The sequence below is a fragment of the Brevibacillus laterosporus genome (genome assembly GCF_030489605.1).
Lineage (GTDB): Bacteria > Bacillota > Bacilli > Brevibacillales > Brevibacillaceae > Brevibacillus_B > Brevibacillus_B laterosporus_E.
Genome location: NZ_JAUKFY010000002.1, coordinates 253140 through 265524, shown reverse-complemented (window position 1 = coordinate 265524; position 12385 = coordinate 253140). Strand labels below are relative to the sequence as shown.

The 12385-nt window shown below is 45.3% G+C and carries 10 protein-coding genes and 1 pseudogene; 3 read left to right on the top strand and 8 right to left on the bottom strand.

The window, feature by feature from the left end:
• The first annotated feature begins 187 nt into the window (after positions 1–187).
• Both QZ995_RS23945 and QZ995_RS03130 read left to right on the top strand, forming a co-directional pair.
• On the top strand, positions 188–3640 hold the full coding sequence (locus tag QZ995_RS23945; protein WP_437124708.1) for an NTTRR-F1 domain: 3453 nt from the start codon (positions 188–190) through the stop codon (positions 3638–3640).
• A 450-nt stretch (positions 3641–4090) separates the two neighbouring features.
• Positions 4091–4716: pseudogene (locus tag QZ995_RS03130) on the top strand (Vat family streptogramin A O-acetyltransferase).
• Positions 4717–5042: 326 nt separating this feature from the next.
• Here QZ995_RS03130 and QZ995_RS03125 read toward each other — a convergent pair.
• The 5 genes from QZ995_RS03125 to QZ995_RS03105 all read right to left on the bottom strand — a co-directional run bounded on the left by QZ995_RS03125 (position 5043) and on the right by QZ995_RS03105 (position 7591).
• Positions 5043–5906, bottom strand: coding sequence for a spore coat protein (locus tag QZ995_RS03125; protein WP_301802879.1), 864 nt, complete (start codon positions 5904–5906; stop codon positions 5043–5045).
• A 95-nt stretch (positions 5907–6001) separates the two neighbouring features.
• Complete coding sequence (gene kapB / locus QZ995_RS03120) at positions 6002–6391, bottom strand: sporulation phosphorelay system protein KapB (protein ID WP_301802878.1); 390 nt, start codon at positions 6389–6391, stop codon at positions 6002–6004.
• 30 nt (positions 6392–6421) lie between these two features.
• A complete protein-coding gene (locus tag QZ995_RS03115) occupies positions 6422–6565 on the bottom strand; it encodes a hypothetical protein (protein WP_301802876.1) in 144 nt (47 codons plus the stop codon).
• A 143-nt stretch (positions 6566–6708) separates the two neighbouring features.
• Entirely contained in the window at positions 6709–6951 is a 243-nt protein-coding gene (locus QZ995_RS03110; RefSeq protein WP_301802875.1) for a hypothetical protein, read from the bottom strand.
• A gap of 376 nt (positions 6952–7327) precedes the next feature.
• Positions 7328–7591 carry a hypothetical protein gene (locus QZ995_RS03105; RefSeq protein WP_031414643.1) on the bottom strand — a complete coding sequence of 88 codons (264 nt, stop codon included), beginning with the start codon at positions 7589–7591 and terminating at the stop codon, positions 7328–7330.
• Positions 7592–7877: 286 nt separating this feature from the next.
• Between QZ995_RS03105 and QZ995_RS03100 the strand changes: the two genes are divergently transcribed.
• Positions 7878–8486 carry a nitroreductase family protein gene (locus QZ995_RS03100; protein WP_301802872.1) on the top strand — a complete coding sequence of 203 codons (609 nt, stop codon included), beginning with the start codon at positions 7878–7880 and terminating at the stop codon, positions 8484–8486.
• Positions 8487–8575: 89 nt separating this feature from the next.
• Here the strand turns inward: QZ995_RS03100 and QZ995_RS03095 are convergent, their stop codons facing one another.
• From QZ995_RS03095 to QZ995_RS03085, 3 genes are all read right to left on the bottom strand, one after another.
• Positions 8576–10012, bottom strand: a complete 1437-nt coding sequence (locus QZ995_RS03095; protein ID WP_301803207.1) for a hypothetical protein — start codon at positions 10010–10012, stop codon at positions 8576–8578.
• 68 nt (positions 10013–10080) lie between these two features.
• Complete coding sequence (locus QZ995_RS03090) at positions 10081–11046, bottom strand: DMT family transporter (RefSeq protein ID WP_301802870.1); 966 nt, start codon at positions 11044–11046, stop codon at positions 10081–10083.
• A 169-nt stretch (positions 11047–11215) separates the two neighbouring features.
• Positions 11216–12286, bottom strand: a complete 1071-nt coding sequence (locus QZ995_RS03085; RefSeq protein ID WP_301802868.1) for a YheC/YheD family protein — start codon at positions 12284–12286, stop codon at positions 11216–11218.
• Positions 12287–12385 lie beyond the last annotated feature (99 nt).

Here is a 12385-nt window from a genome sequence, read left to right as displayed (position 1 = left end):
ATCTATAAGCTTTGTTTGATTAAGCTTTTAATCTTCTTTATGTGGTTTTCATATGATCTATTACTCTAGGCAATCCTTTTCTTTCAAAATTGGGATTCGAACTAATGATACTTACCGTTCCCTTAATAGAATGGGCAACATACGATGTACTAGCACCAAAACCTTTTTCATGAAAGTGGTGGTCTAGTTGCCCTTTAGTAACAAAATTGTAAATGGTGATTTTGAAACGGGAACCCTGATCCCGTGGAGCTTTGCAAATGTAGCAATTACTAATCTACAAAGTCACACCGGTTTTTTTAGTGCACGATTATTTGGAAATACAGCAAATAGTCTATTGTTTCAATCAGTACCTGTAACACCTGGAGATAGTTTCGAATTGTTTTTATCCATTGCAAAATTAGGTAATTTATTGAGTCCTCAAGTAAACATTGCTCTTATTTATTTAGATGTAGCAGCTACCCCTGTTGGTATTGGACTTAATATTACAATACCTATAGGTCATCTTCCAGATAACGCAGCTAATATTTGGACTACAATTTACGACACCACTACTGTTGTTCCAGCAACAGCAACTCAAGCTTTGCTTATTATTAATAAAATTCCTGCCCTAACTACTGCGGATATAGTTGTTGATGACATCGAATTATTACAGGTTAGTGGAGGTACTGGTCCGACTGGCGCTACCGGCCCGACTGGTCCAACTGGCGCTACCGGCCCGACTGGTCCAACTGGGGTCACCGGCCCTACTGGCGCTACTGGAGACACCGGCGCTACTGGCGCTACTGGAGACACCGGTCCGACTGGTCCTACTGGAGACACCGGTCCGACTGGTCCGACTGGAGACACCGGTCCGACTGGCCCGACTGGAGACACCGGCGCTACTGGTCCAACTGGAGACACCGGCCCGACTGGTCCTACCGGAGACACTGGTGCTACTGGCGCTACCGGAGACACCGGTCCGACTGGTCCGACTGGGGACACCGGCGCTACTGGCGCTACCGGAGACACTGGTGCTACCGGAGACACCGGCGCTACTGGTCCAACTGGAGACACCGGCCCGACTGGTCCTACCGGAGACACCGGCCCTACTGGCGCTACCGGAGACACCGGCCCGACTGGTCCGACTGGGGACACTGGCGCTACTGGTCCGACTGGGGACACCGGCCCTACTGGCGCTACTGGAGACACCGGCGCTACTGGTCCAACTGGAGACACCGGCCCTACTGGTCCTACCGGAGACACTGGTGCTACTGGCGCTACCGGAGACACCGGTCCTACTGGTCCGACTGGGGACACCGGCGCTACTGGCGCTACCGGAGACACCGGCCCTACTGGTCCAACTGGAGACACCGGCCCTACTGGTCCTACCGGAGACACCGGCGCTACTGGCCCGACTGGAGACACCGGCCCGACTGGAGACACCGGCCCGACTGGTCCAACTGGAGACACCGGCGCTACTGGCGCTACCGGAGACACCGGCCCGACTGGAGACACCGGCGCTACTGGCGCTACTGGAGACACCGGCGCTACTGGCGCTACTGGAGACACCGGTCCTACTGGTCCGACTGGGGACACTGGTGCTACTGGTCCTACAGGTGACACCGGCGCTACTGGCGCTACCGGAGACACCGGTCCTACTGGTCCGACTGGGGACACCGGCGCTACTGGTCCAACTGGAGACACCGGCCCGACTGGTCCTACCGGAGACACTGGCGCTACCGGAGACACCGGTCCAACTGGTCCGACTGGGGACACCGGCGCTACTGGCGCTACCGGAGACACCGGTCCGACTGGTCCGACTGGGGACACTGGTGCTACTGGTCCTACTGGAGACACCGGCGCTACTGGCGCTACCGGAGACACCGGCCCGACTGGTGCTACCGGAGACACCGGTCCGACTGGTCCGACTGGAGACACCGGCCCTACTGGCCCTACCGGAGACACCGGCCCTACTGGCCCAACTGGAGACACCGGCCCTACTGGCCCAACTGGAGACACCGGCCCTACTGGCCCAACTGGAGACACCGGCCCGACTGGCCCAACTGGAGACACCGGCCCTACTGGTCCAACTGGAGACACCGGCCCGACTGGTCCTACCGGAGACACTGGCGCTACCGGAGACACCGGTCCAACTGGTCCGACTGGGGACACCGGCGCTACTGGCGCTACCGGAGACACTGGTGCTACTGGTCCAACTGGAGACACCGGCCCGACTGGTGCTACCGGAGACACCGGCCCGACTGGGGACACCGGTCCGACTGGCCCAACTGGAGACACCGGTCCGACTGGCCCAACTGGAGACACCGGCCCGACTGGTCCGACTGGGGACACTGGTGCTACTGGCGCTACCGGAGACACCGGCGCTACTGGTGCTACTGGCGCTACCGGAGACACCGGTCCGACTGGTCCGACTGGGGACACTGGTGCTACTGGTCCTACTGGAGACACCGGCGCTACTGGCGCTACTGGGGACACTGGTGCTACTGGTCCTACTGGGGACACCGGCGCTACTGGCGCTACTGGGGACACTGGTGCTACTGGTCCTACTGGGGACACCGGCCCGACTGGTGCTACCGGAGACACCGGCGCTACTGGCCCGACTGGAGACACCGGTCCTACTGGTCCGACTGGAGACACCGGCCCTACTGGCGCTACCGGAGACACCGGTCCTACTGGTCCGACTGGGGACACCGGCCCTACTGGCGCTACCGGAGACACCGGCGCTACTGGTGCTACTGGCGCTACCGGAGACACCGGCGCTACTGGAGACACCGGTCCGACTGGTCCGACTGGAGACACCGGCGCTACTGGTGCTACTGGCGCTACCGGAGACACCGGTCCGACTGGCCCAACTGGAGACACCGGCCCGACTGGTCCGACTGGAGACACCGGCGCTACTGGTGCTACTGGCGCTACCGGAGACACCGGTCCGACTGGTCCGACTGGGGACACCGGCGCTACTGGTCCGACTGGAGACACCGGCGCTACTGGTGCTACTGGCGCTACCGGAGACACCGGTCCTACTGGCCCAACTGGAGACACCGGCCCGACTGGTCCGACTGGAGACACCGGCGCTACTGGTGCTACTGGCGCTACCGGAGACACCGGTCCGACTGGTCCAACTGGAGACACCGGCGCTACTGGTGCTACTGGCGCTACCGGTCCGACTGGTCCGACTGGCCCAACCGGCCCGACTGGCCTAGCTGGAGTGTTCTCTCCTGCTTACGGTTTCTTCCAATTAAGCAAAACTATGTTAATATCTTCAAATGAAGCCATACCTTTTGATATTACTGGTCCATCTAGTGGAGGAATTTCACAAGCTGATGCAACCACTATCAGCATTACTCAAGGAGGAGACTATTCTATTTGCTTCCTTGTATCTGTGAATCCAATCAGCGCATTGCAACCGGATTATATCGAAGTTGGCTTGACAATTAATAACAAAGAAATTTCTGATTTCAAAACTTCCGCAGTAACTTCAAATACTGACTCTACAGGTGCTATCCAAATTTCAAGAGAAGCTATTGTAACAATACCGTCTAACTCCACTCTGCAACTGAGAAATTTACTGAATAATGCTTTCACTATCAATAGCAGCAATGTAAGTGGAGTCACAATTAAAATTATTAAATTAAATTAAGCATCTGAATGGGAAAGGCGATGAATATCGCCTTTCTTTTTTATGAAAACGAAAAATTTAATGTATTTATACCTTGCATCAGGAATCCTAAATTTCTTGATTTACTCTTCTGCGCTATTCCTTTCAATTTGTTCAAGAAACCATTTAACATTTCTTGACAAAGTACATCTGCTCAAATATATTAGAGAAAATGTAATTCGAAAGGGTGAACAAAAGTCCAATGATCAACTAATCCTATTTTTAATGAAAATTTCGTATTATACGAAACACTTTCTAGATAGGATTAGTGCGGGCTTTTTTAATAGTTAGATGAAATGATTCTGCCTTTATCAGGTGGATTATTTCTGTATCATGATTAGCCAACCTTCTCCTATCCGGATAGTGGATAGGAGTTTTTTGTTGTATAAAATTTTAGGGATTTTCATTCTAATCCAAAAGGAGTAAATAAAAATGACGGGACCGAATCCAAACGTAAAATATCCGATCGAGGGGTATCAGGGCTTACAATTTATCAAAAGTTCCATCACCAAGCCAAACATCATTGTGGGAGACTATTCGTACTACGACTGTCGAAATGGAGAATTTGAAAATCAAGTATTGCATCACTATGAAATATATGGAGACCAACTGATCATCGGAAAATTTTGCTCCATCGCTTCTGGCGTAACTTTTATCATGAATGGGGCTAATCATAAGATGGACGGCTTTTCTACCTATCCCTTCAACATTTTCGGGCATGGATGGGAAAAGTTTACACCAACTATCGAGGAACTTCCATTTAAAGGGGACACCGTGGTTGGAAACGATGTTTGGATAGGTATGGATGCTTGTATCATGCCAGGAGTGAAAATTGGAGACGGTGCAATTATTGCTGCCAAATCAGTAGTAACCAAAGACGTTCAACCTTATACGATTGTAGGGGGGAATCCATCCAAGGAGCTGAAGAAACGATTTTCAGACGACATCATTGCAGCCCTGCTCGATGTGGCATGGTGGAATGGGACATTGAAAAAATTTCAAATCACATTGATATCATTATGAATGGAGATAGTACGGCATTACTACATATGAAATAAGCCGCAGAAATACACCTTTATTAAATGCAAAAACGCTAATCCCTCCTCACTTGATAAGATTAGCGTTTTTTCTCATTTCCATTTTTTAATGTAATAGACCATTGCCCCAAAGAGAACCAGAGCAACTATTCCAAAAAGCATTGCATCTATGACAACCCGAGACATTAAAAACTCTCCTTTTATATAAACACTCCCCTATTATAGTACAAAACATGATACATGAACATTGCCAAACTTTCGATGATACCCGAGTTAACAAAAACATCCCGAGTAAAAGCCCTTGTAAAAAAAGTAGGGTAGCTTTTATCGGGATGTACTGTCCTTAGTTATTCCGTTGTGTGCGGAGCATGTCCCACATGATTGCTAAAAATACTCGCAGCGGATGGTTGTTGCTCCCCATGAGAAATGGTATGATCTAGTGCTTGAGCATGCAAAGCTTGATTTCCTACTCCACTTGCTACATTTTGATTGCTGTGCTGCACATCAGCACTTGCTGTAGTCCCAGAATAATTAGCATACGTATGCTGAGGTAAAATCGATGCGCTTGGTTGATTCATGTGTTGGACTTGTGAGACCAGTTGTGGAGATGGCTTTGCAACTGGTTGATTCATGAGAGGAGAATGCAGACCAAACGATTGGTTCATAGTTGGCTGATATGTATTGATCATGGTCTGCGTGGTTACTTCTTTCAAGGTAGCCACCTGATAATAGCCTCTCTGGTTCATGTACTGCCATACTTCATATGCCATATCTGCACAATTAACAGCAGCTTGCGATAGTGCCCGTCGCAAGGTTGGATCTGCACATTCCAATGTCGCCATCATTTTAATAGTCGCTGCAGATTTATGTAATCCCAACATGCAACTGGCAATATCGCGATCATCTATTTCCTGTGGAGAAGCAGAAGGAGCTACCGGAGCAGGTTGACGTAAACCATATTTAGGTTGTGAATACCCTAGAATTTTCAAATGACGCTCTTGGATGGGTCTCTGATAATTTGTCTGTTGCAGAATAGAAATGAGCATGTTGTAGGACTGCAAATGAAATTGCAGTTGATTTTCCAATATACTCATTAATTGTGGATCTCTAACATACGAACGATACATCTGCATATTGTTACCAGTGTTAATCATGCCATCTAAGACCTCATGTAAATCTAGCACCTCATGTGCACCTAATCCTGCTGCCATACATGAAAACCCCCTTGGTTTGATAGAAATCAGAGTTATATCCCTAATTAGGGTTCCCTGTTTTTCCGTGTTTTATGACCAAAGAGGGTTGTCTTTTATGAAAAATATTCCTCGCGAAGCTGAGTCAATTGATGTAGCGCAAGATTAGCATATTCATCGTCGCGCTCCCGCAATTGCTCTTCTAGCTTTTGCAATGCCTGGTGCAAAGAATCGGGATAGGCTGGCACACTTTCTCCAGAATATGGTCGCAAAACGGCTGTGGGAACGTATACCTTTTCAAGAAAAGCCATTGCTTTGCGCTGATGAAACAAAGGTACATTCGTTTCGTATAAATTATGTAAATCACCTTGTGTAGGGTGTGTGAGCACTGCTAATGTTTTGACTAACGCTTTACTTGGCATAAGCTCTATGATCTCACTGATATATTCGCCTGTTCGATGTTTTACTGTAACGATATCACCCAGTTGTAGAGATCTTTCTGACATATTACTACACCTGCTTTCTTCATTTGTATCCTAGCGGAGAAACATAAACCAGCCAATAATAAACACACAAATAACCATAAAACCGATAAAAGTAATAATGACAACCTTAGCTTCCTTATTTACTCTAGGTTCTGCAAGCTGATCTTGTGGTTGTTGATCCTGGTTTTGTGACATGTGTATTTCCCTCCGTCATCGTTTAATAGCTGATGCTCCTATTGTAGCAGATGCAGGCAGGATACGAACAGTTGACAACTTTTTATGTAAAAATCATATCTATTTATTATGAAAAAGGAACCCCATCTGGGGCGATGAGGTTCCTAGGAAGCGTATTCTTTTACTCGTAAAAGTTTTATCTTAAAGTCAATGTAAGAAATTAATTTTTGTAAGGTTTCTACTTCCGATTCGGTGGCTTGCAGAAGTTTAAGAGTTTCTGCGCAATGAGTGTCTCCCTTTGTCATTGTAAGTTGCGAGAGAGATTTTTTACTTTGTTCTAAGTAATGTACATATCTTTGTTTATCTTCATGTAGCTCCTCTAGCATTTCAAGCAAATCTTTTGACATATAGGTTACCTCCTCTTGCTTCCAGTTCCGATTTGAATTCTTATCTATAGGATAGAGTGAAACAGTCGCTTGTACAAGTTAATTTATTTGCACATTTTCTACAAGAATAGACAAGCGTTTATTTTTATGTATAAAAGAAGGGCTGCTATTGTTTACTCTCACAAAACATTGTGAAGTAAAAAATAACACCCCCTACTAGTGGTCGGTTCACCCATTTACATAAAGCTTCCTCTCTCTTAACATATCCCCTGTTTGTTTAGTCATCCTACAATTAGATAAATTAAGCTAAGATACATTTTATGTGCTTTTTGGGGGCTTTTGTCGACTTTTTTTTCACTCTGTGTAACTGAAAGCAAGTAAACCTGCCTATGTTATTTTAACTAAGAACGAAAACACGTTCCTCATCTGGTTCCATTGTCCCTGTGCGTGGCACTCCAAGCTGTGCTCTCCGTTGTATTTGCAAACGCTCCATACTACGTCGCTTCATCTGAATTTCCCTGTAAAAACTACAATGGGTAGCACAGAACTGATTGTTCCGCTTTTTTTGACCAGGACGGCGATGAAGCAGAGGCAAATTGCAAGACTGACACTGATTTAACATAGCACAGATTTCTAAGCGTGCTGCTTTTAATTCTTGCATACTCTTCCCGCCTTTCTATCGTTATCTTAGCGAGTACATAAAGCAGGAGTATGGAGGAAATGTGGAAATCATGTAGGAAAAGGTTGTTTATAATTTTATTATGTAAACAAAGCTCACTAGCCTCCCTTGATATATACACTAAGATATTTTTACCCTAAAAAGAATAATTTTTCCCTTAAACAGTTTTAGAAGTGCCAAAAAGGAATTGCATTGTTATACTTAAATCAATTGTAATGACAGAAAATTCAGCTAAACATTGCTTCAATAAAAAAGGAGGACAAATCCAATGGAACATAGTGAAAAATCTACATGGGGACAACTTCATCGCAAAAGTCAGCATGCTATTGATCCTATTTATTTAAATCGCTGGTCTCCACGCTCATTTGCGGAAAAACCTGTCGAACCAGAAAAATTATATCGCATATTTGAAGCGGCACGGTGGGCTCCATCAGGCAGTAATGAACAGCCTTGGCGATATATTTTGGCACGCTCACCAGAAGATCGGGCTACTTTCCTGAATTTTATTATGCCTGGTAATACCGCTTGGTGTGACAAGGCTCCAGTTCTTGCCCTTCTCTTATCTCGTAAGCTTTCCTCACGTAATGAACCGCTTCGTTCTCATTCCTTTGATGCGGGCACATCATGGGGTTATTTAGCACTAGAGTGTGTTCGTCAGGGACTGGTCACTCACGCGATGGGCGGCTTTTATCCTGACAAAGCCCGTGAGCTATTGAAGATTCCAGATGAGTACGAAATTGAAGTTGTTATCGCTATTGGTTATCAGGGAGAAAAAGAGGCATTATCAGAAGCTTTTCAAGAACGCGAGACGCCTAATTCTAGACGAGAATTAGCCGAAACCATTTTTGAAGGCAAATTTGGAGATCCACTTTGCTAATCAAATGCAATATAGAGAAGTCCACCTAACGAAAAACCATCGGTACATCAAGAAGACCAGAGTATCTTCACGCCTCTCTGGTCTTTTTTTCAAAGTAGAAGAATAGCAACGATTGTTGTCACCCCTAATCCGATTAAAACTGGAATTAAGTTACGTCTCGCTAATTCAAATGGACTGACGCCACAAATGGCTGCGGCTGGGATTAAAGCCCAGGGAACTAGAGTACCGCCCCCAACCCAAATGGCTGCAACCTGACCTAAAGCCGTAAGAGTGGCAACACCATCATACACCGAGGAAGCAAAAAGATGGGACACCGATCCTGCCAAACTAATACCTGAGAATCCTGAGCCATCTAGACCAGTTATTATTCCGACTCCCGTAACAGTCGCTGCTGCTACTTCCTTGGTTAACGGAATGGTCTGAGCCAAAGCAACCCCAAGATCGTTAACTATTCCCTGAGATCGAACAGGTAATAGTTCACCAAATACCTTGATAAAGCCACTATCTCCCATGTAAAAAAAGGCTGCTATTGGAATAACAGGCCCAAACACTTTGAAGCCGAATTGGAATCCTTGGATGAGATACTCTGTAGTCTTCTCCAAGCCCCTTTTTTTGTGTGTAGACATAGTGACGAACAACATAATAGACATTGCTGTGCCACCAACTAAAGCTGTTGCATCCCCTCCCCTTAGATCAAAGAAACACATAGCTAGAACATCTAAGGCAAACAAGACGGGAACTAAAATAGAAAAAGCAATACGCAGTCGCTTGGAGAGCAAGGGAATATCTGCTGAAGCATCCTCCCTAATCCCCTTTCCTACTTCCCCTTTTTCCTCCACAAAAGCTTTATTCGGTAACAAGCCTGAATCGGCCTGCAATTTTCCATTTTTCATATCTCGACGTAATAAATAAAACGCAACACTTGTTGAAACAAGTCCCATGACCATGATTAAAGGAACGCTTGCACGAATGACATCCTTCACTGCTATCCCAGCAGCTCCTGCAGTTAGGGAGGGTGCACCTTGAATAATAAAATCGCTAGATAATGCTATCCCATGACCAAATAAATTCATTGCTATGGCAACGCCTATTGCTGGCAACCCTATTCGAACGGCAACAGGGAGTATTACAGCACCAATTAAAGCCACTGCTGGTGATGGCCAGAAAAACCATGAGATTACCATCATGCAAACCCCTATGATCCAGTAAGCTGGGCCTGGTGCCTTGATAAAAAACGTCATAGGCGTAATCATTGTTTCATTTACTCCAGAAGCCGATAATACTAAGCTCATAGCAACAATTACGCAAATAATTAGAATGGTAGGTAATAGCTCGTTGATAGCATAAATGAAGCTATTAAAGATTCCCTCTACTGCTGTATACAAGGAGCCACTTGCCACAAAACCCAATACAGCAATCCCTACTATACTGATAAGACTTGTATCTCTCCTCAGCACCATTAGCAAAATAATGAGCAGGATAAAAAAAACGTATATCCCATGAAGCCATCCAAACTCAACCTGCATCTGTTCAAACACCCCTCCCCTTTTGTACCATATGCCTAAAGGAGAGGGTGGGTGAATGCACATGTCTATTATTTCAATGGTTTTCCAGCTTTCCCCACAGGATGTGTAGCTGATGTTGCGGACCTTTGTTTATTCACAATGATAATGCCTCCAGCTACACAAACCAGAGCAATTAATACCATCAGATGAATGGCTTCTTGTAGCATAACGGAAGAAAGAAGAACTCCAAACACGGGAATCAAAAATAAATACATGGAAACATTCCCTACTTTGTTGTACTTCATAATATTGTTCCATAACACAAAACCAGCACCTGAAATAAATGCCAAATAGAACAACATCAGGCTGGTGTCCCAATCAAACTGAAAAGGCATAATTCCTACCTGACTAGCTCCAACTGCAAGTAAACCTAATCCCCCCAGTAGCATTTGATAAGAGGTCAAATATAGAATATCGAGATGAGCTGCTTCCTGCTTTGATAAAATGTTTCCCAATCCACCGCAAAACATAGCAGCCAATAAACAAATCTCTCCTATTCCAAATGTGATTGCCATTAAACCTCCACTCGGTAAATTAACAAGAATAACACCTAGAAATCCAATCGCTAATCCCACACATTTTCGAATACTTAATGAATCATTTTTATACATAAAATGAGCTAGGATAATCTGAAAAAAGGAAGTGGTTCCTGCAATAATGGAGCCTTGAATCCCTGAACTATAGCTAAGGCCGATATAAAAAAAGATATATTGCAAAAATGTTTGAAAAGCTCCTACCTTTACCAATCGCTTCAAGGAGCCGGTTTGGTACGCTAACTGTTTACGAAGCAAAAGCATCACCAATAAAATTCCAAGGGCAGCCAGCACAAAACGATATCCAGCAAATAGCATCTGTTCAAAGATATCTGACTTTGCGATTTGTAAATGCTCGTAGCTTTTTTTAATAAACGGAAAAGAACTTCCCCATAAAAAGGTAGTGACTGTGGCAGCAACAGCTATACCCGCGGGATGTGTAAAGAATTTTTCAGCTCTCATACATTCGTTTCTCCTTCTACTCCTATCAGCTTTTATAACATATAGTATTCCTTGTCCATCCTCAAAACGAAAAAAAGCAGGCGGTAGCCGGTCAGTTCCTTAAAACTCGGTCGCCTGAATATTTGTATTCCCATTGCATTCGAGGTAACTCGCGGGAACCAAAGCTGTGCTATTGTTGTGAAGCCAAATACTTTGCATATTGAATGGGACGTTCAATCGCTTGCTGGTAGGTTTTCATTTGTCCTAATTCCCGGAAAATTTCCCGGCCAGGTTTGGGATTTACCTCAATGAGCCAAATAAATCCATTTACATCGATGCCAATATCAAGGGCAAGCTCCATCATTCGCCCAAAATGTCGTTCGACTGTGAGAGCTGTCCGTTTCGCTAATTGATGACACTCTTTTTTAATCATCTGTGCTCTTTCTGCCCCAAATAACGACTCCAAAAACGAAGCTAGTTCTTTTGCCTGTCCCCCACCATGCAGATTAGAGGTAGCCGAGTGAATTGGACCAATTCGAACACCCATTCCAGTCACATCCCAGACACCTGTTTGTTCCTTCTGAATGAGTAAACGGACATCAACTGATCTCGCAGGTAGCAGTTCTATATGCAAGCCTTGCTGTACAATCCATTTATCCTTCCTTTTCCATGTATCCAGCCATTTGGTTGTTTCAATGAGTGTTTTACATGAAGCTTTGATTTTCTTTCGCTGATCATTTCTTCCCAAAAGCTCATAATGATTCCCTACACGTTCGACCTTTACAATTCCTCTTCCACCGGTACCATTGACTGGCTTTATATACACAAGAGAATAGCTTCCAAGCAATTTCGCTATTCTCTCTTCTGTATACAAATATGTTTCTGGTAGCCACTTTACCATAGAAGGCTCTGCGGATAAGACCTGATGTACCTTCCATTTGTTGGCGAGTCGATTATTTGCATAATGCATATGATTTCGCTTACGAAAATCTAGATACTTCTTAAAAGCTTGATCAGATCGGTAACGATAGCGATCAATCACTACATCCGGCCAAGGAAAGCGTTTAGAAAGCCACCCTTTTTCACGGGACCAAAAAAATCCTTGCACTAGCTTCGCTTTTTCATCTACATCTTGAGGGGAAAACAGGTACAAAATTACTCCCAATCGCTTTGACGCTTGGAATAGCTTTTTAAAATAGCCAGGTTCTGCAAACGTCCGTCCTGATCGCCAGGTTAGCACTCCGATGATGGTTTTTTTCATACCATCGCCCTTTCATGTGATCTCTAGGCATTGTATTCATTATACGGACATTCGTTTCCTGGCTTTCAGTTTTTTCTGGGTTAGTCCTAAAATGACTTT